At 48.1% G+C, this 24393-nt stretch carries 23 protein-coding genes and 1 rRNA gene; 1 reads left to right on the top strand and 23 read right to left on the bottom strand.

The features are described from left to right. Positions 1–74: ribosomal RNA gene (locus tag SB752_RS23975) — 16S ribosomal RNA — on the bottom strand; the annotation flags it as partial. 288 nt (positions 75–362) lie between these two features. Between SB752_RS23975 and SB752_RS23970 the strand changes: the two genes are divergently transcribed. Next, positions 363–1076, top strand: coding sequence for an endonuclease/exonuclease/phosphatase family protein (locus SB752_RS23970; protein WP_410718035.1), 714 nt, complete (start codon positions 363–365; stop codon positions 1074–1076). Here SB752_RS23970 and SB752_RS23965 read toward each other — a convergent pair. The 22 genes from SB752_RS23965 to yqfD form a co-directional block, all read right to left on the bottom strand. Beyond that, positions 1030–2514 carry an alkaline phosphatase family protein gene (locus SB752_RS23965; RefSeq protein ID WP_410718034.1) on the bottom strand — a complete coding sequence of 495 codons (1485 nt, stop codon included), beginning with the start codon at positions 2512–2514 and terminating at the stop codon, positions 1030–1032. The two genes, SB752_RS23970 and SB752_RS23965, sit on opposite strands and share 47 nt — an antisense overlap. Positions 2515–2638: 124 nt before the next feature. Then, positions 2639–4135, bottom strand: a complete 1497-nt coding sequence (locus SB752_RS23960) for a S41 family peptidase (protein ID WP_410718033.1) — start codon at positions 4133–4135, stop codon at positions 2639–2641. After that, on the bottom strand, positions 4132–6132 hold the full coding sequence (locus SB752_RS23955) for a tetratricopeptide repeat protein (RefSeq protein ID WP_410718032.1): 2001 nt from the start codon (positions 6130–6132) through the stop codon (positions 4132–4134). Before SB752_RS23955 ends, SB752_RS23960 begins: the two co-directional genes overlap by 4 nt. 48 nt (positions 6133–6180) lie before the next feature. Further along, entirely contained in the window at positions 6181–7296 is a 1116-nt protein-coding gene (locus tag SB752_RS23950) for a Nif3-like dinuclear metal center hexameric protein (RefSeq protein WP_410718031.1), read from the bottom strand. Then, complete coding sequence (locus SB752_RS23945) at positions 7272–8006, bottom strand: tRNA (adenine(22)-N(1))-methyltransferase (RefSeq protein WP_410718030.1); 735 nt, start codon at positions 8004–8006, stop codon at positions 7272–7274. Before SB752_RS23945 ends, SB752_RS23950 begins: the two co-directional genes overlap by 25 nt. A 137-nt stretch (positions 8007–8143) precedes the next feature. Next, entirely contained in the window at positions 8144–9283 is a 1140-nt protein-coding gene (locus SB752_RS23940; RefSeq protein ID WP_410718029.1) for an acyl-CoA dehydrogenase, read from the bottom strand. 194 nt (positions 9284–9477) lie between these two features. Beyond that, positions 9478–9642 carry a hypothetical protein gene (locus tag SB752_RS23935; RefSeq protein WP_410718028.1) on the bottom strand — a complete coding sequence of 55 codons (165 nt, stop codon included), beginning with the start codon at positions 9640–9642 and terminating at the stop codon, positions 9478–9480. A gap of 83 nt (positions 9643–9725) precedes the next feature. Next, on the bottom strand, positions 9726–10655 hold the full coding sequence (locus SB752_RS23930) for a hypothetical protein (protein WP_410718027.1): 930 nt from the start codon (positions 10653–10655) through the stop codon (positions 9726–9728). Positions 10656–10746: 91 nt separating this feature from the next. After that, positions 10747–11877, bottom strand: coding sequence for an RNA polymerase sigma factor RpoD (rpoD, locus tag SB752_RS23925; protein ID WP_103109129.1), 1131 nt, complete (start codon positions 11875–11877; stop codon positions 10747–10749). Positions 11878–11911: 34 nt separating this feature from the next. Next, a complete protein-coding gene (dnaG, locus tag SB752_RS23920) occupies positions 11912–13774 on the bottom strand; it encodes a DNA primase (protein ID WP_410718026.1) in 1863 nt (620 codons plus the stop codon). Between the two features lie 201 nt (positions 13775–13975). Continuing rightward, positions 13976–14812 (bottom strand): pyruvate, water dikinase regulatory protein, encoded by an 837-nt coding sequence (locus tag SB752_RS23915; protein WP_103109127.1) that lies wholly within the window; start codon positions 14810–14812, stop codon positions 13976–13978. A gap of 11 nt (positions 14813–14823) precedes the next feature. After that, on the bottom strand, positions 14824–15468 hold the full coding sequence (ccpN, locus tag SB752_RS23910; protein ID WP_103109126.1) for a transcriptional regulator CcpN: 645 nt from the start codon (positions 15466–15468) through the stop codon (positions 14824–14826). 118 nt (positions 15469–15586) lie between these two features. Then, complete coding sequence (glyS, locus tag SB752_RS23905; protein WP_410718025.1) at positions 15587–17656, bottom strand: glycine--tRNA ligase subunit beta; 2070 nt, start codon at positions 17654–17656, stop codon at positions 15587–15589. Further along, positions 17649–18581 carry a glycine--tRNA ligase subunit alpha gene (gene glyQ, locus SB752_RS23900; RefSeq protein ID WP_410718024.1) on the bottom strand — a complete coding sequence of 311 codons (933 nt, stop codon included), beginning with the start codon at positions 18579–18581 and terminating at the stop codon, positions 17649–17651. Before glyQ ends, glyS begins: the two co-directional genes overlap by 8 nt. A 286-nt stretch (positions 18582–18867) precedes the next feature. Further along, entirely contained in the window at positions 18868–19644 is a 777-nt protein-coding gene (gene recO / locus SB752_RS23895) for a DNA repair protein RecO (protein WP_410718023.1), read from the bottom strand. Next, positions 19635–19790 carry a YqzL family protein gene (locus SB752_RS23890; protein ID WP_410718022.1) on the bottom strand — a complete coding sequence of 52 codons (156 nt, stop codon included), beginning with the start codon at positions 19788–19790 and terminating at the stop codon, positions 19635–19637. Before SB752_RS23890 ends, recO begins: the two co-directional genes overlap by 10 nt. 100 nt (positions 19791–19890) lie before the next feature. Further along, positions 19891–20808: a GTPase Era gene (era, locus tag SB752_RS23885; protein WP_103109121.1), complete on the bottom strand. Its 918-nt coding sequence runs from the start codon at positions 20806–20808 to the stop codon at positions 19891–19893. Beyond that, complete coding sequence (locus tag SB752_RS23880) at positions 20801–21199, bottom strand: cytidine deaminase (RefSeq protein ID WP_410718021.1); 399 nt, start codon at positions 21197–21199, stop codon at positions 20801–20803. Before SB752_RS23880 ends, era begins: the two co-directional genes overlap by 8 nt. Before the next feature lie 67 nt (positions 21200–21266). Then, positions 21267–21644 carry a diacylglycerol kinase family protein gene (locus SB752_RS23875; RefSeq protein WP_410718020.1) on the bottom strand — a complete coding sequence of 126 codons (378 nt, stop codon included), beginning with the start codon at positions 21642–21644 and terminating at the stop codon, positions 21267–21269. A 9-nt stretch (positions 21645–21653) separates the two neighbouring features. Further along, complete coding sequence (ybeY, locus tag SB752_RS23870) at positions 21654–22157, bottom strand: rRNA maturation RNase YbeY (protein WP_410718019.1); 504 nt, start codon at positions 22155–22157, stop codon at positions 21654–21656. 9 nt (positions 22158–22166) lie between these two features. Further along, positions 22167–23138, bottom strand: coding sequence for a PhoH family protein (locus tag SB752_RS23865; RefSeq protein WP_410718018.1), 972 nt, complete (start codon positions 23136–23138; stop codon positions 22167–22169). 38 nt (positions 23139–23176) lie between these two features. Beyond that, positions 23177–24391 (bottom strand): sporulation protein YqfD, encoded by a 1215-nt coding sequence (yqfD, locus tag SB752_RS23860; protein ID WP_410718017.1) that lies wholly within the window; start codon positions 24389–24391, stop codon positions 23177–23179. Positions 24392–24393 lie beyond the last annotated feature (2 nt).

Raw genomic sequence — 24393 nt, 5'->3', positions numbered from 1 at the left:
GAGACTCGCTCGACTTGCATGTATTAGGCACGCCGCCAGCGTTCGTCCTGAGCCAGGATCAAACTCTCCAATAAAGTGGAAATGAATCTGACTTCAAGTTAAACACAAGCTTAATTTCACAGATTGTTTCTATCCGGTTTTCAAGGAACATTTTCTTTCCATTTGCAGTCGCTCCTAGCAGAGGCGACGTTTTTTAATATAGCACAGACTAAAAATAATTACAACAGGAAATCATAAATAAGTTACGCATATATCTTTTTTCATGTAACAGAGCGCATGCACCGGGACTTAGAAATATAGCACAACCAAAAGTGATTGAACAACTGGAAAAACAGACCATACTAACTATAGAAGCAATCATTATGATTCCAGATAAAAAGGAAAACAAAGCGATGATAAGAATCGTAACCTACAACATCCATAGTGGACGAGATTTGTGGTGGAGAAAGAGATTGCAGCAAATGGCAGATACATTAAAAAACCTGGCGCCAGATGTAATCGGATTGCAAGAAGTCCATCAAAACAGCAAATACGGGTACCAAGCGAGTTTTTTAGCAGATCAATTAGGCTATCAACTAGCCTTTTCCCCCTCCATCCCGATAAGTGACGGTCAATACGGGAATGCATTGTTAACCAGACTCCCTTGTATAAACACAACAAGCCTGTACCTACCAACAAAAAAAGAGAAACGAACCTTGCTTCAAAGCACACTTGCTTGGCAGGAAAAAGAGATTGCTGTTTGGGTTACACATTGCAGTCTTAACCAGGCGAGCCGTACGGCGCAGTTGAATCTTTTGACTGCACTGGCTCAGGAGCAATCCTCCATTCCCCTCTTGCTACTTGGAGACTTCAATGCTCCCTTTGTATCATTCGCGTCTCTCCTGGTCGATTGTGCCACAATCAAAGGCAAAGAGCGAAGGCCTACCCTTCCCGCCTTTCGCCGCCGGCTCGACTATATTTTTGCGTCTTCCCATTGGCGTGTCCGTAGCTATTCTCTATCCAATGCCCCTTGGTCTGATCACGTACCCGTTATCGCTGATCTGGAACTGCTGCAATCCCCAGCTCACGGAGAATAAAGTCTTTGACATCAATAAGCCTTGCCGGCAGATTAAACTGGTGTGCTGCTCCTGCAATCAGCAACGGGATGAGGGAATCCTGTTTGTGCAAAGATCCATGACTGCCTCCACCTAGATGAGTGGGAGCACTCTCCGATAAAATTTCATAGCCTTTTGCTGCAGTAATCACGACTACATCGCCACTTTGCGAAAACAAAGCTCCATACAAGCGGGAAAACGCATCTGGATACGTATCAAAATGAAGCTGCTCCCCATCGAAATGCACATCTAGCACAGATACGTCTCCCTCTATTCCCCATGACGCACCATATGCATCTGGGTATATTCCATCGCGCCAAAAGTGCAGCGACTCCGTCGATCCACCCCGGCGCACGATAACTTTTTCGTTTTCTCTCCACGCAATCAAGTCAATTCGTTCATCCACAGTCACCGCTTCTACAATCTTGTGCAGCGTATTTGCATCTTTTGCGTACAAGTACGACATTCGTTCATTATTGCAAATGACCACATCCACATCTGGTGTAACCGCTTTGCCGAGTGCGTGAATCGAAAATCCGGAAAGCAAATGATTCAAGGAGATATTATGCTCTTCTCCTTCACCAATGACGGTTTGCCCATGGTCACTGATCAGGATGCACACATTTCTCTCCAGCATTTGTTCCCAAGACGAGAAGCTGTCTAAAAAACGGACCAGCTCCCTGTCTACATCCGCCAAATGCGAAACGGCATCCTGCGGTGTTTTGTGTAGCTTATGGTCATTTTCAGGCAAGTACACCAGCGTAAAATGAGGCTGCTTGCCGCTGCGAATCACTTCTATCAACAGATCAATGGCATAAGCATCATTGATCCCATATCCTTTCAGTACGGTTTGTGACATATCCCACGTGACAGAGCGAAACAGCTGTGGGTGAACCAAAGTCCCCAAGCTCATTAGCGTGGGACCACTGACTTTTTCCCGTAATTGAAAAGAGGTGATTGCATCAAGCATAGGGGGCATATGTACCTTATGCTTTTTATGTCCACGGTGAGCGATTACGTTAATAGAACCAGAGACGAGGTTATTTTCTTCCAGTACCTCGTGGATCGTTTTTACATTTTTGCTCAGATGTCGTTCATTCAAATCAAAAAGCACATTGCTCGCACAGCTCGTAATCCCCATTTTCTGGACTGGGATCGCTCCATTAATATAGTTAATCATTTGTTTTGTCTCCGTGTCATACCAAACAAGACCTGGAATCTTGTGCACATCAGGATATACACCGGTAATCAATGAACAGTCAATCGACGCGGTCATCGTCGGAAAAACAGTCACACAATCCGGGATGTACTGACTTCGTTCCATCAAAAACTGCAAGCCGGGGGCTTTCTTCGCAGCAATACATCGCTCCAGCACGTCTGGCATCATGGAGTCGATCAGGAAAAGAATTACCTTTTTCATACGTCTGCCATCCTTCGTCCGTCATGGTCATAGTACCTGTTAGTGTTCGATAGTTGCAGGACAGATATGCACCCAAATAGAAAAGCCCCTCCTGCAACCAACTTGCAAAAGGGGCTTTCACCTACTATGGCTTGCTGTAGCTCAGTGTACGAACGCCATTTGTACTCGTGAGCTTTAACGTTCTATGCTTTTCCAAATAAGGTGCCAGCGCAATATAATCCTTCTCCGTTATCGTCATGTCACCTAAAAGGTGAGCCAATACTTGCGCACGTATTTGCAAGCCACCCTCGGTCTGCTTAAACAACGGATCGACTGTTGGGAATGGAATGCCATTAATTACGGTGTCCCCGTCTTCGTCACTTAATTCCCATGTTGGTACCTGAAGAGCATGCAGCGCTTCGACAACTTGAGCCGCATAATCCTCCACGACCATGTCTGGCGTAAGGCCAATATGATTTACTACAGTGTGCTTCGGAGTAAAATATTCATTCAGTGTTAGCTTGAGAGCATCCCCTTCTGACAGAGGAATCACTTGCTGCGCACTGCCTTTTCCGTACGTCTTGGTACCAACCAGCTTCGCGATACCATGATCACGCAAGGCACCTGACAGCAGTTCAGAAGCAGATGCCGTGCCGCCATTCACCAGGATGAGGACCGGAACCCCAATATCCCGTCCGTTTCGCACCCACGTCTCTACCTCGACGCCGTTACGATTAGTGGTATACATCAAGAGTCCATCCTCCATGAACAAACTAGCAATGTCGCGAGCTGTGGACAGATAGCCCCCGCCGTTATCGCGCAGGTCTACGATCAAACCATTCATCAGCTTGCCAGAGCGCTTAAACTCCTCCAGTTTGTCTCTAAATTGGAGCGCCCCTTCTGAACCAAAGGTTTCCAGCTTGATATACCCGACTCCCCCTTTTGCAAAAAGCTGGCCTTCTGCCTCAGGAAGAGTCATCATTGCTCGTTTCAGCTTCACCACGAATTCGCGTGACTCGGATGGACGATACACAGTAATCGCGGCTTCGCTTCCTTCGTTGCCCTTTAAATAGGCGTACGCTTCCTCAAAGCTTTTTCCTACGAGTGAATGCTGATCTACTTTGAGTAACTGGTCTCCACGCTTCAAAACAGATGCAGCTGCTGGAGAATTCGGTACGATTTCGCGAATGATCAACGCGTCGTTTTGGAGACGGAGGCGAAATCCAAACCCGACGAATTGATTCTCGACATCAGATTGAAACAAGCGAAGTTCATCAGCGGTAAAAAAGATGCTGTGTGGGTCATCTAGCGTCGATAGCATGCCATCAATCGCCCATATCCCAACAGTAGCTGCATCAAAGCCACCTTTTTTCTGCCACTCGAGGAGTCGCTGTTCCATTTCCGGCAACGTATCATCCTCTGGCGATACAGTCAGGTTTAGCTTCTTCTCTTGTTCAGCCTGCTTGCTGACTGACTCAAGAGCACCCTTTACCAGCTGACCTGCTGCGGGCTTGCTCAAATGGCTCTCCATGATATGCCAAAAAACTTCTTCGGTTTCTGCATATGGATTGCTTGCCGCTTGTACAGGTACCGCAATGAATAATAAAAATGCGGAGAGTAACCAATGAGTTATGCGCTTCATGGAGTCACTCCTTTCCGAACCTCTTCTGGAATGGAAACTTTTACAGCATGCTGGTAGTCAAACTTGTCTGTACCTGAGTAAGCCACGTATTCGTCGCTGTCGTAAATTTCCTCGTAACGCCACACATGCTGGAGAAGCTGATCGGTATCGCGATCAATATAATATTTGTTCATGTATAGCGGAACGCTCTTGATTTTTCCACGTCCAGTCGAGACTTGCTTCGCTTTTTCCTCCAGCACGGGGCCTGGAATCCACTCCGTAATAATGTCGTAGTTCCCGAAGGTTTGCTTGTAATAGCGCGCCTGCAGGTTATTCAAACGATCCTTTGCACTTTGCTTGGCAATCCACTCATGCAGGAAATCCAGCGAATTCGTTTTATACTTGTCCCACGAATCACGATCGGAATCATACGAATATTGAATCTGTTCTTTTCCATCCGTATAAGTCTCGAGTTTGTCAGATACGAGCTTCTGTGGCGACTGATAAAAGCCAGAGACTCTGCTGGTGTTATTTCGCTGATCGATATCCTGCGTATATTTGAAAGTAAAGCCACTCAGCACGGCTTCACTCTTTACCTGATACGAATCGGAATTATCCAGACGTCTCAAGGTAAAAGCTAAATCTGTTGCAATTTCGGATTGCTGCTTCAATGAGGCAATATCTTGCTTTAGCAAGCGGGTAAGCTGGGTCATTCTGCTATCAGATGCTTTTGGCTTTTGGCTTGCCACCATTTTTTCAGCCTCTTGCAGTCGTCCCTGCTGAATCAAATAGTACGTAGTATTGATCAAAGCCTCGGGGTGAGCAGAGTTAAACAAACGGTACTGGTCAAGCGCAGCATCGATTTGTCCCGCCTTTACTTCCAGCGCAGCAATATAAATTCCCAATGCTTCCCATTCTTTTGAATCCTGCTTTACCTTCTTTTCGTATCCGCGCAATTGTTCGAGCGCTTTCTGATACTGACGCTGATCCTTGCCTCCGAGTTGCAGTGCAATATCATATACATTGGCGCCCAAGAGTTGAAGTGTGTCAGGCAAAATGATTTTGTTCTCGAAGTAAGCATCGATTGCTTTATACGCTTCTTCCAAATTCAAATCTAATGTTGTGCTAGGGTCCCAGCTTAAATAAAAATGAGTACCAATCTTATTTCCAAACGAATTGCTCGCAAGTTCTCGCAGATCTTCAAAGGTAGCATCCGTGTCCTCATGATTACGTATCGCCTCTACCGCATTGACATACTTCTCCTCATCTATCGATTTCGGATTTGTGTAGGTTGAGAAAAGAGGGAATACCTCCAGAATCTCCGGAACCATCGGAAACTTTTGACCATCATAGTCGAGCAATGGCATGATCGTATCCTGAACCAGATAGGTCATCAAGCGATCAGCGGCCACGGCTGCTTCGCCACGTTTCAAGCGGTCGGTTTTTTCACCTTCCAGCCAGCCCCATTCGCGTATATCCTCCCACGCATGCTTTCCGTCACTAGACATCACGAACATTTGTAAGATTTTCGCAGCTTCTTCTTGCGTGATAGGCTGGTTCGGGTTCATTTGCTCCCCCGGAAACACCTGCTGGATTGCATTCGGTCCATACAATCTATCCAAAACATAAGAAATCCGTAGAGTCGGATTGTACATCCAAGTCAGGCGATCGACGTCTTTATAAGGAAGATACGGTTGATCAAAACCTTCACCGCTCGTCCATTCCGCATGCTCAGATAAAAAAGTAAGCGGGTAAAGCTGATACTGACCACCGTAATAAAGACGATCAATCAAAGCCAAGAACTCCGCTCTCGTCATATCACGTTTCGGGTAGAACAATGGGACCTTTGGACCGGCAGCAAACAGGCCTGCCTGCACACTACGAATAATCGAATCTCTCGCATGGTGCTTGCTAATATCTCCGTAAGGCATAAAGCCCCCAGCTGCTGAGGCAAAGCCGGGGGTCACCAAAGTGGCAACGAGTAGACCACAGGTAAGCGTTCGAATTAGTTTTTGCACATTGAAATCCTCCTACACTTCAACTGGCAGCTGGTCTCTTCTGCCTTTTTACACAAATTGGAACGGATCAGTGTGCAGCCGCGATGCGATAACTTCCGTTTCATAACCATTTTCTTTTAATTGCTGCTGTAAATAGGATGCCAGCTTTTCTTTCATGATCTTCTCTATGTTGTGACCGGCATCAATGATGGATAAGCCCTCAGCCTGAGCGTCGTGAGCGACATGGTAGCCAATATCACCTGTTAAAAATACGTCGGCTCCTTTAAAAATCGCTTTAGATGCATAGGAGCTGCCATCACCACCAACCACAGCTACCTTTTTCACAGCCCTATCCAGGTCACCGACCACACGCACACCTTTTAACGAAAAGCGCTCCTTAACCATCTCAGCCATTTGGCGAAGAGTCATCGGCTCAGGCAAGATACCGATTCGTCCAAGCCCATATGTGGCTCCTGACTGCTCCAGTGGAATGATGTCATAGGCCACTTCTTCATACGGGTGAGCAGCCAGCATCGCCTTGATTACCGCAGATTGCCTGGAAGCAGGTACGACCATTTCTATGCGAACCTCTTCTACTTTTTCCAGTTTCCCCTGTGCACCTATGTATGGATTGGTTCCGTCCCCTGGCACAAAGGTTCCTGTTCCCTCTATTTGAAACGAGCAATGACTATAATTACCCACATGGCCCGCTCCTGAATCACTCATCGCTGAAAAAACCGCTTCTTGATGTGTAGCTGGAACGAAGACGACAAGCTTTTTCCAAGCTTCTCGCTGCAGAACATCCAATACATCCACCTGCGTCAAACCGATTGCTTCTGCCAGCCAATCATTCATCCCGCCTACGGCAATGTCCAGATTGGTATGTGACGTATAAACAGCGATATCATGCTTGATCAGCTTTTCATACACGCGTCCTGCTGCCATATCAGTACGAATATGCTTGAGCGGACGAAAGATAACGGCATGATGGGCAACAATCAAATCTACTCCTTCTGCAATCGCTTCATCGACTACAGATTCAAGCACATCCAGTGCCACCATGACTTTTTTTATCTTTTTTTGCAGGGTCCCTACATGAAGACCGATCTTGTCCCCCTCCATCGCCAAGGATTTAGGCGCAAGACGCTCTACATATTGAATTACTGTTTGTCCGTGTGCAAGCATGCAATCACCTCATCAATCCATTTTACTTCCGCCTGAATCTGCTTGATTCGCTCAGCAGCTTCCGGCTTGTCAGACTTCTGTAGCTGGAGAAGCACCTTGTCCCACTTTTCCAGTTCGTTCAGCCATTTTTGCTGTAGAACCGGGGATTTTTCCTCCCAGAGAAACGGACCAATCCGCAAAAGTTCCTCCAGCGAGCGGTCTTTCTGTTCATAAGGAAGTGTTACTCCACCACGCTCAGCCACGAGGATTTCATAAATAATCCCGTCTTCCTCCAAAATCGTCTCTGCAAGTAGCTGCCAGCCATTCTCCATGAACCAGCGGCGAACGAGCTCTTCGCCTACGTTTGGTTGCAAAATGAGCCGTTTTACGCCTGCCAGCTTGTCTGCACCCGCCTCCAATATAGAGGAGATGAGCCCTCCACCCATACCAGCGATGCAAATCACATCGACTTCTCCCGGTTGAAGCACTGCGAGACCGTTTCCCTTTCGAACAGAAGCACGGTGTTTTTCCTGAAGTGTATGTATTTGTTTGAGAGCCGCTTGATAGGGACCCTCGTTCAGCTCCCCTGCAATAACGTGGGAGGCAATCCCTTTTATAAGTAAATAAGAAGCGAGCAGTGCATGGTCCGACCCAATGTCGGCGACACGTGCTCCTTCTGGGCAATAACGGGCAATTGTCTGCAGCCGCTTCGAGATTGTTACTGATGTCATCTGTATCTTCACCTTCCGTCCCTCTATTTTACCCTATAATCCAGCAATTGCGAAATGCTAAATACATGACAGCATAGCAGCAAAGAACGACAAAAATCCCCGCCGTTTTCACCTGCGGGGACTCTTCCTATCATTGATTAGCAACCTATCTCACGAGCTATTACATTACGCAAAATTTCTGATGTACCTTCTCCGATTTCCAAGAGGCGTGCATCCCGGAAAAAGCGTTCCACTTGATATTCGCGCATGTAACCGTAGCCTCCATGGATCTGGATGGCTTGATGTGTAGCGGACATGGCTACTTCAGAAGCATACAGCTTTGCCATCGCAGCTTCCTTGGTGAACTTTCTTCCATTGTCTTTTAACCACGCTGCTTTGTAAACCATATTTCGCGCAAGCTCAATTTGCATCGCCATGTCGGCCAGCTTGTGTTGAATCGCCTGGAAATGGCTCAATGAATTGCCAAATGCCGTACGCTGTTTGGCATACTGCAGTGCTTTGTCATGAGCAGCCTGAGCAATCCCTACTGCCATCGCACCAATACCGATTCGTCCACCATCGAGCGTAATCAGGAATTGCTTGAAGCCTTCCCCTTCTTTCCCGAGCATATTTTCTTCGGGAACCTGTACATTTTCCAAAATGAGCTCGGTCGTGTTAGAGCTGTGCAGACCCAGCTTTTCATAATTATCCACAACGGTAAAGCCAGGGGCATCTGTAGGTACGATAAATGCAGTAATACCGCGAGAGCCTTTTTCTTTATCTGTAACCGCTGTCAATGCCAAAAACGATGCATGCGAAGCATTCGTAATAAAGCATTTGGAGCCATTGATTACCCATTCTTGACCTTTCAAAACAGCATTTGTTCTGGTTCCGCCAGCATCAGAGCCTGCGTTTGGTTCCGTTAATCCGAATGCACCGAAGCTTTCACCCGAACAAATTTTGCTCAAGTATTTATGTTTCTGCTCTTCGGTGCCAAACAAAGATAAAGGCGCGCCTCCCAAGGAAATATGCGCGGAGTAGGTGATCCCTGTAGAACCACATGCACGACTCAGCTCTTCTACCACGATCGCAAAGCTGGTCGAATCTGCACCGGCTCCACCGTACTCCTCGGAAAAAGGAAGCCCCATCAAATTCAATTCCGCCATCTGCTTGAATATTTCGACAGGAAATTGTTTAGTACGATCACGTTCATCTGCTCCTGGAGCTACTACTTCATCGGCAAATTCCCGCATCATTTTCTTAAGCATTTGTTGTTCGGAAGTCAAATCGAAGTTCATAATTAAAGCCCCCTTGAAAACGCTTTAGTGTAGATTTACCAAGATTCACACAATTATGACTGAGCGTTTGTTCAGAATTCTCTTACCATTATACACCACGTTTTACTATTCTGTCTGTTTTCTTTTCGAAAAACTTTACTTATCGTGGTAGTTAACCTTGAGCCTTCGTTGTTCATGCTATAGAAAAAACACGCCTAGCGTCGGCGTGCTCCCAGCAAAACCGCTCCCAAAAAGGACACGGCTCCCAATATGTATCCGATATAGTACGTGTTTACACCCATAAGCTGCATGGCCGTTTCTGCGCCAAGAAAGACTACCGCGAGCAAAATTCCGATCAAAACCTTACTATTGCTATTCATCCAATCCCCCCACATTTCTCTCTGTTATCATTGTACCAAACCACAGGGGCAAGGAAAACGAACGAATCCACGTACCGTCTCTTTTATAGGCGCAGCCATGAGTACCAATAGCCTCGTGTGAAGAAAAAGAAAGCAGATGCAATGAAGACTTTGATAAACAGTAATAGCTGGATGATGTCGCGTTTGGCTTCCGGGATGTAGAGAGACTGAATCTCTGCACCAAAAAATGCTGCCAAGCCACAAACGGCAAAAACACCTGCCCATTTTGGATTTGCACTGTTCATCAAGAACCCCATCCCCGTCAAAAGGCATGCCAGCGGAACCCAATACAGCTCAGACTTCCACCAGGAATAATCCTCGCCTACGCGGTGAACCGTCGCTACTCCATACAAAATAGCTAATCCAAACATGCCACAATACAGCAAGTACGTAAATCCAAACAAAAAGGCACTCATACTCAGCAAAATACAAATGACCCCTAGATAAACGAGAATCAAGGGCAGCGAACCACTAAGCTGCTTTATGCAATAAATACCGCCTGCAATCAATATCAGGAACGAAAGACCCAGAAACAAATGAGTCAAAGGAGGTGCTGACCTACGACAAGCAAATCCCAGAATATAGAAAACAAGAGCAAAGCAGGCAAAGATGGTAATTTGCATTGGGGTTTGAAAACGGTTAAAATGAAAAGCAAGCAAGATCAATCCGGCAATCACAAATGCACCGAGGAGCCATGCTAACACCATTTTCCCTGTGACAGGAGAAATAGGTCTCGTTTCGTAGGCGTAAGCGGCTGACGATACTCCGCCCTTACCTGAGCCAGTACCTGTTCCTACTGCAGCATCCGTTCTTGCTCCTCTTCTTTCTCCCTTGCCTGCGGTTGCTGGAGTTTGCGGACGATCACCTTCAGTATACAGATTTAACAGGAAAATGCAGTAATGTTCAGGCAGCAAGTGATTTCGTCGCCAGTTTTCAATTTCGGCTATGATGGTTCGTTTGCGCTGGTCGTCCAACGCGGCCCCTCCTTACTATCGACAACGATCGTCGGATCTCAAAAAGAAAAGCCTACGTCGGCTAACGTAGGCCACATACTACTTATATCGGTTATTCCAAGAAATCTTTTAAGCGCTTGCTTCTGCTTGGATGACGAAGCTTGCGAAGGGCCTTTGCCTCGATTTGACGAATCCGTTCACGGGTCACGCCAAATACTTTCCCCACTTCTTCCAACGTGCGCGTGCGCCCGTCATCAAGACCAAAACGTAAACGCAGTACGTTTTCTTCACGATCTGTCAACGTATCCAGAACGTCTTCCAATTGTTCTTTTAACAGCTCATAAGCCGCTGCATCTGATGGTTCCAGAGCATCCTGGTCCTCGATAAAATCCCCCAAGTGGGAATCGTCTTCTTCCCCGATTGGTGTCTCCAACGATACTGGCTCTTGAGCGATTTTCATGATTTCGCGTACTTTTTCCGGAGTCAAATCCATTTTTTCAGCAATTTCTTCCGGCATCGGCTCACGACCGAGCTCTTGAAGCAGCTGACGTGATACGCGTATCAGTTTGTTGATGGTTTCTACCATATGCACCGGAATCCGGATCGTACGTGCCTGGTCAGCAATCGCACGAGTAATTGCTTGGCGAATCCACCATGTAGCATACGTACTGAACTTGTAGCCTTTGCGATAGTCAAATTTTTCTACCGCTTTAATCAGACCCATATTTCCTTCCTGGATCAAGTCAAGGAACAGCATGCCGCGACCGACATAACGCTTGGCAATCGATACCACCAATCGGAGGTTTGCTTCTGCAAGACGTCGTTTTGCTTCTTCGTCGCCCTGTTCAATGCGCTGAGCAAGTTTAATCTCCTCTTCAGCGGAGAGCAGAGGAACACGTCCGATTTCCTTTAAATACATTCTTACAGGGTCATTGATCTTAATTCCAGGCGGAACGGAGAGATCGTCAAAGTCGAATTCCTCGTTGTCGTCGTCCTTGATGACCATTTGATCGACCTCATCGTCGTCGTCATCGTTTTCATTGTTGTTTATCTCAATGCCTTGATCACCCAGGTATTCAAAAAACTCATCCATTTGATCTGAATCCTGTTCGAAGCCTGCGAGGCGATCAGTAATTTCCTTATACGACAATACGCCGCGTTTCTTGCCTAATTCGACCAACTGTTCCTTCACTTGTTCGATGGACATTGCTTCCATGTCAGAAGTGATATTTTGCTTATTCATCTACTATCCCTCCTTCCCCGGGAATGATCTGAAGCTACCCTTCTTTTAAAGCATTTTCCAATTCAAGAATCTTCATCCCTGTTACGGCTGCTTGAATTTCCAGTTGTTTGCGCGCATCCTCGCTGTCCACTGCGGCCGCTTGGAGGTGTAAGCTCCGCTGCTCTTCGCGCAATCGTTCCAACTCGGCACGCTTCGGGTAGTTATTCACTTGTTTGATGTAGTCACCGATCTCTAACTCAGATACGTCTTCCCTGCACTCCATCATGGCCAATCCCGAGGCTAATTGCTTTAATGAATCGTCTTGCACAAAATGTATAAACTTTCCAGGGTCTTCCGGGTTTCCCTCTGCGTAGTAGGCGTACAGGTAGGCAGCCAGCGCATCATGTTCGTCCACTTGGAAGTGGGCGCTGCATTCTTTTTGGACGCGCAGAGCAATTTCTTCATCACGCATCATGTAGTAAAGCAGCATGCGCTCAGCCGTATGGTAAGCGGGCGGCAATGATTTTGCGAGCGTAACTTTGCCATTATTTATACTATTATTCCATGCTGGCGCTACTTTATCCCTTTGGCGTTCACTTTTTTGCTGATTGTATACACGCTTTGACTCCCATTTGAGATCGCCGAGAGTCAGTGAATATTCTTCTGCCAATTGCCTTTGATACAAATCCCGTTCCACCGGGCTGTCCAGTTCGTTGATGATTTCTACCGCTTTTGCGATCAAGCGTGTTTTATCTGTCTCATCTTTTATTACGTACTGGCTTCGCAATTGTTTCAAACGAAATGCTGTAACCGGCATCGCTTGCAACAATACTTGCTGCGAAAACGCTTCAGCCCCATGCTGGCGAATATAATCATCCGGGTCAGAGCCTTGTGGCAATGGAGCGACCCGTACAATCAACCCCGCTTGCTGCAAAACATGTATAGCCTTACTCGTTGCTTCTTGACCGGCAGCGTCTCCGTCGTAGCAGAGAACAATCGAATCGACGTTTCGTCGTATCATTCGCGCCTGCTGCTCAGTCAAAGCCGTTCCCAAAGTTGCAATCCCTTGTGTGAAGCCTGCCTGCCATGCCGAAATCACATCGACATACCCTTCAAACAGCAATGCCTGCTTTCTTTTTCTTATGTATGGGCGGGCACGATGCAGATTGAAAAGGGTTGCGCTCTTGTTAAACAGGAGGCTTTCCGGGCTGTTGAGATACTTCGGTTGTGATTTGGGCTGCGTCCCGCCTAATAATCGTCCGCCAAATCCGATGACATTCCCTTGCGAATCATGAATAGGAAACATGACACGACCACGAAAACGGTCAAATACTTTTCCCGCATCGCTTTTGGCCAAGAGTCCTGCCTCCACCATCAATTCCTGAGAAAACCGCCGTTTTTTCAAAAACTGCGTAACGAAATCCCAAGAATCTGGGGCGAACCCAATTTGATACTCCACGAGGGTCTGCTCTGACATCCCGCGCTTGGTGAGATACTTCATTGCTTCTACACCGTAGGGGGTTTTTGTCAGTACGTAGTGGTATAGCTTGGAAACAAGCTGATGTGCTTCATGCATGGCTTGCTTCGCGCGCTTTTCCGGAGTATCTTCTTCTTGCTGTGTCTGGGGCACTGCAATCCCGGCACGATCCGCCAACTTATGAAGTGCTTCGGGAAAAGACAACTGCTCCAGCTTCATTAAAAAGGAAAAGATATCCCCACCTGCCCCACAGCCAAAGCAATGAAAAAACTGTCGCTCTGCATTTACGTTGAAGGAAGGGCTCTTTTCAGAGTGAAACGGACAAAGCCCAACAAAGGCACGACCGCTTTTTCTCAGTTGAACGTACTCTCCTACAACGTCTATGATGTCGACAGCGGCACGCACTTGATTTACAAATTCATCTGAAGTGGGACCAGTCATGTCTATCCACCTTTTTAAGGAGAATCGCACGTGAGATTATTTAGTTCGTCAAAATTCGTCAATTTCCTTCTTTAGATCAAACTTCTTTTCTTCTTTTCTACTTTTCCACATTTCCGCAAGCAATAAACGCGGGTGGAACCTCATGATCGTTGATCCTTGCTACACGTTTTCTACAAAAAACGGCAAATCCCTTCTTTTGACCTATTTCCTTTCGCTGCGAAGATTGTTTTTGCGAATCATCTCCAAAATGATATTCGCTGTTTCTTCTACAGCCTTGTTGGAAACATCGATTACGGTGCACCCAAGACGGTCGATAATTTTTTTCGAATACGCCAGCTCCTCCGCAATCCGATCGAGATTGGCGTAGTTGGCTTGAGCAGTCAAACCAAGCGCTTTTAACCGTTCGGTGCGGATTCCGTTCAATTGCTCAGGATTAATCGTTAGGCCGATACATCGCTCCACTGGCAGCTGGAACAATTCTTCGGGTGGCTCGACCTCTGGAACGAGAGGGACGTTTGCTACCTTCAGACGCTTGTTTGCCAAATACATAGACAGCGGTGTCTTTGATGTACGAGAGACCCCGATCAAAACGACATCTGCCCGCAAAAGACCGCGCGGATCACGTCCGTCGTCATATTTAACTGCAAACTCGATCGCATCTACTTTGCGGAAATACTCTTCATCCAGACGGCGAACGAGGCCCGGTTTTCCTGTCGGCGGCTCCTTCAGCATGCCTTGAAGCGTTTGCATGAGCGGCCCCATCACATCAATCGCCGGAATGCCATGGAGCGCCGCCTGCTTGGTGATATAAGCATTCAGCTCTGGAATGACCAGAGTAAAAACGATCATAGCCTTCGATTCCTTAGCAGAGGCAATAATTTCGTCAATGGAATCCTTGTCTTCTATGTAGGGATATTTTTGAACGTCGATCATGAATCGATCGAATTGACTAGCTCCTGCGCGAACGACAAGCTCGGCCGTTTCGCCGATGGAGTCTGAGACTACGTAGATGAGCTGCCCTTGTTGATTTACTTGCATCGCTTCTCCTCCTACACTTTCGGTTCGCTGCCCAATTCTACAAACGCTTTGGCTATCGTCGTCTTGGTGACTCTCCCGGTCAGCTCCATAAACTTGGGATCTTCTTCGCTTGGCCGAACTACAGGCAATGAGTCAATCTGAAAATCAATCAGCTTTTTTGCTGCCGCATACAAGGTTTCTTCGGGAGAGCAAGTAATGATATTCGGCATCCGAGACATGATGATACCAACCGGCACATCCTCAAGCGTTTTGTTGCCTAATGAGGCACGCAAAAGGTCCTTTCGTGATATCACGCCAGCCAAGTAGCCTTTTTGATTAACGACGAACAACGTGCCGACATCCTCCAAGAAAAGAGTAACGATCGCGTCGTAGGCAGAAGCGGATTCGGCGACTACAATCGGTACTGCTTTGTAGTCGTTGACGATAAGCTTGTGAAGCCGTTCACTAATAACCGAGCTCGCTGGTCTCCCGGCATAAAAATACCCGACCCGAGGTCTGGCTTCTAAATATCCTGACATGGTGAGGATGGAGAGATCGGGGCGCAGTGTGGCGCGAGTCAAATGCAGCCTTTCTGCGATATGCTCCCCGGTTATCGGTCCGTCATCCTTCACTATCTGTAAGATCTGCTCTTGTCGTTTGGTAAGCTCGATGACCAATCACCCCGGTTCTATCTTTACCTCTTCCTAGTATTACTCTATTCGACTGGATATTCCTTCTTTCGCGTGGAAAAAAGGTGCCTCCGCCCTTTTTTTGACGGAGGCACCACCTATTTGGTTACGCAAAAACAATCTTCGCAAAGTCAGCGTATCCAAAAATGAGACGGGATAGACGAAGCAAAAGTCCCAATCTGTTGGCACGGACAGCTTGATCCTCGGCCATGACCATTACTTGGTCGAAGAACGCCTTGATCGGCTCACGCAGGGTAGACAGTGTCCCCAGCACCTTCTCCTGATCGGCTAAGGCACTCACTTCCTGTGATACGGACAAGTACGACTGATACAGGGCGCGCTCTACTTCTTCCGCAAACAGCGCTTCATCGACTTGATCTGCTTCGGCTTTTTGCGCCAGATTGTTCACGCGATTGAATTGTTCGACGATCAGCTTGAATTCCTCGTCCTCGACCGCTGCCATCAATGCTTTCGCTTTTGCCAAGAGATCTGGAACCTGTGTCAGATCAGCAGACAACACTGCATCAATAACGTCATAGCGAACATGGTTTTCTTGCAAAACGTTTTTCAGACGCAGAGCGAAAAAATCAACCAGATCCTTTTTCACTTCTTCTACAGGGCGCTTCGTGACGCCTTGAGCCGCGTATGTTTCTAACGCTGCGTCCCACAGCTGATCCAAGGAGAGCTGCCAATCCCGCTCCACCAGAATGGATACAATCGCTGCTGCCATACGACGAAGTCCATATGGGTCCTGTGAGCCTGTCGGCACGATACCGATCGAGAAGCAGCCGACAATCGTGTCCAGCTTATCAGCCATGCTGACGATCGCACCTTGTGCTGACACTGGCATTTTGTCTCCGGCGAAGCGCGGCAAGTAATGCTCAAATACTCCACCCGCAACCAGATCGCTCTCGCCAGCTTTACGAGCGTAATCCTCACCCATAATTCCTTGCAGCTCTGGGAACTCGCCAACCATATTTGTCACCAGATCAAATTTGGAGATTTCTGCAATCCGGTCAACCTGCTTCGCTTCCTCCTGAGTTACTCCCAGCTTGGAACCAATTTGTTCTGCCGTTTTGCGGACGCGACGTACTTTGTCTCCAATTGTTCCCAATTCCTCGTGGAAAACGATCGTTTCCAAACGCTTGAGGCAGCTGTCAATCGTCAGCTTCTGATCCTCAACATAGAAGAAGCGAGCGTCAGAGAGGCGGGCACGCAGTACTTTCTCGTTCCCTTTTGCTACATTTTCCAATGCTCGGCTGTCACCATTTCGCACGGTGACAAAATGATTCAAGAGCTGACCCTTTGCATCCTCCACCGGGAAGTAGCGCTGATGCTCACGCATGGAGGTCACCAATACTTCACGCGGAATGGTAAGGAACTCCTCTTCAAACGTACCGTAGAGAGCAGTTGGATACTCGACGAGATGCACGACTTCATCAAGCAGACCTTCGTCCATCGGAATGTTCCAGCCCTTTTCTTGCTCCATTCGTTTGATCTGTTCCACGATGATCGCACGGCGCTCCTCTGGATTCACCAATACATGCTGCTCAGCAAGCTTGCTTACGTATTCACCTGGCTGGCTAATTTCCACTTCGGTACCCAAGAAACGGTGTCCACGGGAGACGCGACCGCTTTTTACTCCTGCCACCTCTAGTGCAACCAGTTCTTCGCCAAACAGCGCTACCAGCCAACGAATCGGACGCACGTACTTTACGTCTCTTGCTCCCCAACGCATGTTTTTAGGAAAGTTCATGCTGGTGATGACATCGCCCAGCTGTGGAAGCAATTCGGTTGTCGCCTTGCCCGCTTCAGATTTGCGCGCATGTACGTATTCAATACCGTTCACTTCTTTATAGTAGAGCTGATCTGCCTCTACATGGTTGCTACGGGCAAAGCCCAGTGCAGCTTTCGACCAGTTGCCTGCTTCATCCTGAGCAATTTTGCGTGCAGGGCCTTTTGCTTCCTCGTTGCGGTCAGGCTGCTTTTCAGCCAAGCCATTAATGAGAACAGCGAAACGGCGAGGTGTTTCCAATGCGGTAATCTGATCAAATGGGATGCGTTCAGCAGCTAGCCATTTTTCCACTTTTTCTTTGAATTGAGCAGCAGTCTGCGCTACAAAGCGCGCAGGCATTTCTTCCAAACCAACCTCGACAAGCAAATCGCGCTTACTCATTCGTATCCTCTCCCTTCGCACTCACCACTTGACCATCCGCTTGTACATTATCTTTTTGCAAAAGCGGGAAACCGAGACGCTCGCGTTCTGCATAATAGGTTTGCGCCACTTCACGGGATAGGTTGCGAACACGGGCAATGTATCCGGTACGCTCCGTCACGCTGATTGCACCACGCGCATCGAGCAGGTTGAAGGTATGGGAGCATTTCAGTACATAGTCATAGGCCGGGTACACGAGGCGCTCCTTCATCAGGCGCTTCGCTTCCGCCTCATATGTGTTGTAGAGCGAAAACAGCATGTCTACATCAGACAGTTCAAACGTGTATTTGGAGTGCTCGTATTCTGGTTGCAGGAACACGTCCCCGTAAGTAACGCCATTTACCCATTCCAGATCGAACACATTTTCTTTTTCCTGAATGTACGAAGCCAAACGCTCCAAGCCGTATGTCAGCTCTACTGCTACCGGCTTGCACTCCAGTCCGCCGACTTGCTGGAAGTAAGTGAACTGCGTAATTTCCATACCGTCCAGCCACACTTCCCAACCAAGACCCCATGCACCAAGTCCTGGATGCTCCCAGTTGTCCTCAACGAAGCGAATATCGTGCTCCAATGGCTCGATACCCAGCTGGCGCAAGCTCTCGAGATACAGCTCCTGAATATTGTCAGGCGACGGCTTCATGATGACCTGGAACTGGTGATGCTGATACAAGCGGTTTGGATTCTCCCCGTAACGGCCATCTGCCGGGCGACGGGAAGGCTCAACGTAAGCCACATTCCACGGCTCAGGTCCAATGGAGCGAAGGAATGTCATCGGGTTTAATGTACCCGCTCCTTTTTCTACGTCGTACGGCTGGACAATCAGGCAATTTTGCTTTGCCCAAAAGTTTTGCAGCGTCAAAATGATGTCTTGAAATGTCATTTTCATGCTTTTTCCTCCTCCAAGTAAAAAAACTCCCGCCTCTACACTGCCTCGTAGCGACAGTGTAGGGACGAGAGGATTCTCGCGGTTCCACCCTACTTGGCGAATCAGATGTTCGCCCACCTTCAAACCATTCCAGTTGCTCCAGAACGCCCTTCATCAGCTTGGTGACCAGGCTTTCACTGTCCCTGGTTCGCTTCTTACAGCCATCGACTGACTACTCTTTTCCTTCATAGCATGCTTTTCTTATCAAGTTGGTATTTATCATATCGAAAAGAAATTCGGATGTCAATTAATCACTTTGATCGGGCTGGGTCATTCTTTCCATTCTCTCCAGCTGCTCTAAAAATGCGCGACTTTTCAGCCGGATATCCAGATGCTCATCCATGAAGCTGCGCGTCACATGCTTGAGCTGATTGCGTGTGGCTGGCTTCACCTCGATATCACCTAGACGCTCCAAATCAAATACCTGGAACAGCCGGAGCAGCTTCCAGGTGGAGGGAGTTACCGCGATCGCATACGGATCAGAAGGCAGACAAACGGGGCACAGCAATCCGCCCTGCGTCACACTGATTGCATAGGGCTCGCGCTGTGCACCACAGCTTACACATGCTGATAGCTGCGGGGAAATCCCTGCTACCATCAGCATCTTGGTCTCGAAAATCCGGCAAAGAATCTCCGGATCCCGCCCTTCGTCCAGATGGCGAAAGGTTTGCAGCAATAGCTGAAACAAAAAGGGATTGGGCTCTCGCTCATGTGTCAAACGATCCAAGAGCTCTGCTATGTATGCGGCATAAGCTGTCGTATTCAAGCTTTGCCGCAATTCCCGGAACGAATTTACGATGTCTCCCTGAGAGAGATCAGGCATCCCCGTACCGGGTCCCGCCTTGCATAAGTAGTAGCCATGTGAAAACAACTGGGAGACGGCAGCAAGACGGCTCTTTGTCTTTTTGGCACCGCGGGCCATCAAGCCTAGTTTGCCGTTCTCCCGGGTAAACAATGTTACCACTTTGCTGGACTCACCATAGTCCACACTGCGGATGACAATTCCTTCCCACTTTACAAGCATGCCTGCGTGTCACCCAATTCCTCCTGGGCAAACTCAAGCGAGGTCTCTTCAATGATCCCATCCGCTTGGGGGTGATCCCGGTAGAGAAGGTACGCATGGATGTCACCGGTTGAAGCGAAAACTCTCCAAGAAAAGTCACGAAGCATGGAGCATCATCCTTTCCTACATCGGGTCTATCCACTTCCTTCTTAGAATCACCTGTGCCCGTTATTCTATCCCTTGGAAATTTTAACGGTTATAAAATCCTTATTCTTCGTTGTAGAAACCAAAATTGCGAAGCATTCGCTCTTGATTGCGCCAGTCTTTTTTCACTTTGATCCACAGCTCCAGGAAGACCTGGTCGCCCATGAGACGCTCAATGTCTTTGCGCGCGCGTCGCCCGATCTCTTTGAGCATCTGGCCTTTTTCTCCGATCAAAATACCACGCTGCGAATCCCTCTCCACGTAGATCGCTGCGTAAATGTAGAGAGTTTTCCCGTTTTCTCCGCGTTTCATCTCTTCCACAACAACAGCAATTGAGTGAGGAACTTCTTCACGAGTCAAATGCAGCACTTTTTCCCGAACTAATTCTGCCACGACAAAACGCTCCGGATGATCGGTTACCTGATCTGCCGGATAATACATCGGCCCTTCTTCCATCTCACCCATGATGGCTTCGGTAAGGGAGCCCGTGTTGTTGCCCTCCAAAGCGGAAATCGGCACGATCTGCTTGAAATCATACAATTTGCGGTAATCGTCAATAATCGGCAGCAGCGCCTCTGGATGCACCTTGTCAATCTTGTTGATAACTAAGAATACCGGCGTTTTTACTTGCTTCAATCGCTCGATAATGTACTCGTCACCAGCACCACGCTTTTCTGTTGCGTCCACGACAAACAGCACCAGATCTACTTCATTAAGCGTATTTTCAGCCACGGAAACCATGTAGTTGCCCAATTTCGATTGGGGCTTGTGAATACCTGGCGTATCAATGAAAATGATTTGTCCTTCCTCGGACGTGTGAACAGCCGTAATTTTGTTGCGAGTCGTTTGCGGCTTGTTGGACATGATGGCGATCTTATGTCCGACGATATGGTTCAACAGCGTTGATTTTCCAACATTCGGTCTGCCCACAATAGAAACAAAGCCCGATTTAAATGCTTTCTTGGTCTTGCGATTATCCACGTAAATCCTCCTTGGTGAAAGCCCCTGGGAGCAGGGCTGATACTGTCGTTTCCCATACATCTCCCTTTAGGTTCGTTAAGATGACCAGCATGTCAGGCGGACATAGCTCAGCCATTACTTGTCTGCACGCTCCGCATGGAGATACAGCTTGTGGCGTATCTGCTGCAACTGCGATCGCTGCGTAGGTCTTGTCCCCTTCAGAAAATGCTTTGAACAATGTGGTACGCTCTGCACAATTACACAATGAATATGCAGCATTTTCGATATTGCCGCCCAAATATACTTTACCACTTTCAGTCAAGAGGGCAGCTCCCACCTGAAAGTTGGAATAAGGCACATAAGCCAGCTTTCGCGCTTCAATGGCCTTAGCCACCAATGATTGTTTATCCATTCTCATCATTCCTCATATCGTTAATCTCTATCATAGCGAGCGTTTGCAAGAGGTTCATCGGTGGGTGCTAAAACCAGCCCGTCATTTTTTCCAGCAAGGGAGGCCCGAAGACCATGATCCCGATACCAACGGACAAAATGGCAGCGACTAACACAGCACCGGCACTGGCATCCTTGGCAATTTTGGCCTTGGCGTGCCACTCTGGGGAGGCGAGGTCAACGACAGCCTCCACTGCTGTATTCATCAGCTCCAACGAAAAAACCAGCCCGATAGAAAAAAAGACCAGCAAAACATCGCTGCGGGGAATCTGCAGCCACCAAGCCGCCGCCAGCACAAGTGTGGCAGCGGCTACGTGGATTTGCATGTTTCGCTGTGTCTTTACGGTATAGACGATTCCTTGCAGCGCGTAAGAGAAGCTACGCACAAGACGACGCCATTCTTTCAATGTAATCTCCTACCTCGTCAAGCCAATTTGCTCCAAAACCGTTTCTTGACGGGAAAACATTTCTTTTTCTTCTTCCGGAGTGCCATGGTCGTAACCCAGAAGGTGAAGAAAACCGTGTACAACGAGAAAACCAAGCTCGCGTTCAAACGAATGACCGTAGTCCTCTGCTTGCTCATGTGCCTTTGGCAAGGAAATAATGATATCCCCCAGCATGTTCGGAACTTCATCCGCTTCGCTCTCGTCGAAGAAAATCTCCATCTCGCCCTCTCCAGGCTCATTCATAGCAAAGGACAAGACGTCAGTCGGACGATCTACGCCACGATAATCTCGATTCAGCTCGTGAATTCGCTCGTTTGTAACGAGTGTAACCACGACTTCACCGCTCACCTCTTCCAGGACTGCTGCCGCTTCGAGACAACGCACTAGCAAGCTTTGCAAGCCCTCATCGATCGGTTCGATTTCTTCATGAAGAATTTCAACAGCTAACACAGATGAACGATCCCCTTTTTCCATTGCGATTTATCAATACCCGTGGTCGGCTTCTTCTTTGGCATACGCAGAAATGATTTTTTGTACAAGGCTGTGGCGCACAACGTCCCCTTCTTGGAAATGGATGAAGGCAACATCGGTAATCCTGTTTAAGATGCGCTCAGCTTCTCGCAAACCAGACTTCTTGCCTTTGGGCAAATCGACCTGGGTGACATCTCCGGTAATGACCATTTTTGAGCCGAATCCAAGACGAGTCAAAAACATCTTCATTTGCTCCGGAGTGGTATTTTGCGCTTCGTCCAAAATGACAAAGGAATCCTCGAGTGTGCGACCGCGCATATAGGCAAGCGGAGCCACCTCAATCAGACCACGCTCCATCATTTTGGCCACCTGTTCATTGCCAAGCATGTCGTACAAGGCATCATAGAGTGGACGTAGGTATGGATCTACTTTTTCCTGCAAATCCCCTGGTAAAAAACCGAGGCTCTCCCCTGCTTCTACCGCCGGTCTGGTGAGAACGATTCGCTTGACTCGTCCGCTTTTCAGAGCGACAACTGCCGTAACGACCGCCAAATACGTTTTCCCTGTTCCCGCAGGCCCGATTCCAAAAACGATATCGTGCTTTTTGATCGCGGACAGGTAATGGCGCTGCCCCAATGTCTTTGCACGAATCAGCTTGCCTCTCTGAGTGCGGGCAACCTCTTCGTCATAAACATCCAAAAGCGCTGCCGCTTCGCCCCGGTCGATCAGCATGGTCGCATAAGAAATATCACGCTCAGACAGAGCTATTCCTCTTCGAATCAACTGGAGCAGGATCGTGATGAGCTCGGTGAGCAGGTCTACTTCTTGTTTGTCCCCACTAATCACCAGTTCGCCTTCTCGGGTCATGATTTTGGCGGAGTACTTTTCCTCAATCAGCTTCAAGTACGCGTCATGCGGTCCAAACAACAGCAAGGCCTCAGATGCGTCTGAAAACGGGATTCTTACCTCATCTTGTACGTGCAACAGGCTTCCATCTCCTTGCAACGGTTATCAGCAATTCGTCATCGATTGCCGTTATTCGCTGGTGCTTGGGGTAATCCCACTAGAGGTTGTTCAACGGCAATATCTTCAATGACGGAAAAATGAATGCTTACGTAAACTTTACCATTCTCTGATGTGACGTGCAAAACTTTTTCGTCCTGAATGAACGCATCTGCCCCCGCCTTTTGCAAGATATCCTCTCTGGCGAATTTTTTCGCTAGCTCACTTGCTTCCTCTACCGTCATTTGTTTGGAAATCGGCTCTGTCTCCAGCTGGGTAACCGTCTTCCATCCGAGTGGTGAGGTAAAGCCGGCGTAAGAGGGGACAAAACGTTCTTCAGAGCTTTCTGCAAGAGCAAAGGACTGCTTTTTAAAGGGCCAAAGTTGAACGGCATAAGGGCCGACCAGCAAATATTGCTGCTGCAGCTTCTCGCCCGTGAGCTGGTAGTGTGTCTGATTCAGTGGAACAGAAGTATTGCTAATATACCACACTTCGCCCTGTACTTTCCCGCGCGCCGACACTGCCTGCTGACGCGTTTCATTCCCGATAATACCAGAGATCAGGACCTGCCCCTTTTCGACCACTTGATTGTTCGTCACTTGACTGCGCCCTACCTCTGGCAGGATCTTGTGTATGACTGCCCGTTTTTTTGCTACGAGATGACGCGGTCCCGTAGGTAGGGGGAGTGTTGGCTCATCTTTTTCCACAACCTGCAGCTTGACCTTCGTCCCACTCATTTCAATTCCGATCCAGGTCGTTTCCGGCAGCAGGCTCATGAGCTCTTTTTGCAAAAGCAGTGGTTCCTTTAGTTTGACCTTCCAAGCCCCTTCTTTAATCCCGATCTGTGCCGCAGCTCGAATGACCCTTTGAGGGTCGATCATTTTCGTACCACTGACTTCAACACTCCACACAAACGTAGAAAGCATGTACAATCCGATGAAAAAAAGAGCGGCTCCGATGGCCAGTCCAGAACGTCTGCGCAAGCGAAGAAGCCAAAACGGCAATCCATCCCGACGCTCTACATGGCTGCGACAGCCTGTCTCTTTTAATAACGGACGCAAACGGAAATAATCCCGTATTAGGATGTCGCAGCGGCTCACCTCCAAACCAACCCTGCGAATGTTCCAAATCCGGATGCCGTCACGCACAGCCATATTCAGCATGCGTTCAAATCGTTTTCCGCGCACTGTGATGGTAATATGTCCGTCCACCCATTCTCTCAGACCATTTCGCATTT

Source organism: Brevibacillus sp. SIMBA_040 (assembly GCF_046535075.1).
Taxonomy (GTDB): Bacteria; Bacillota; Bacilli; order Brevibacillales; family Brevibacillaceae; genus Brevibacillus.
Note: the sequence above shows the minus strand (reverse complement) of the source record. Positions and strands in the feature narration are given on the sequence as shown.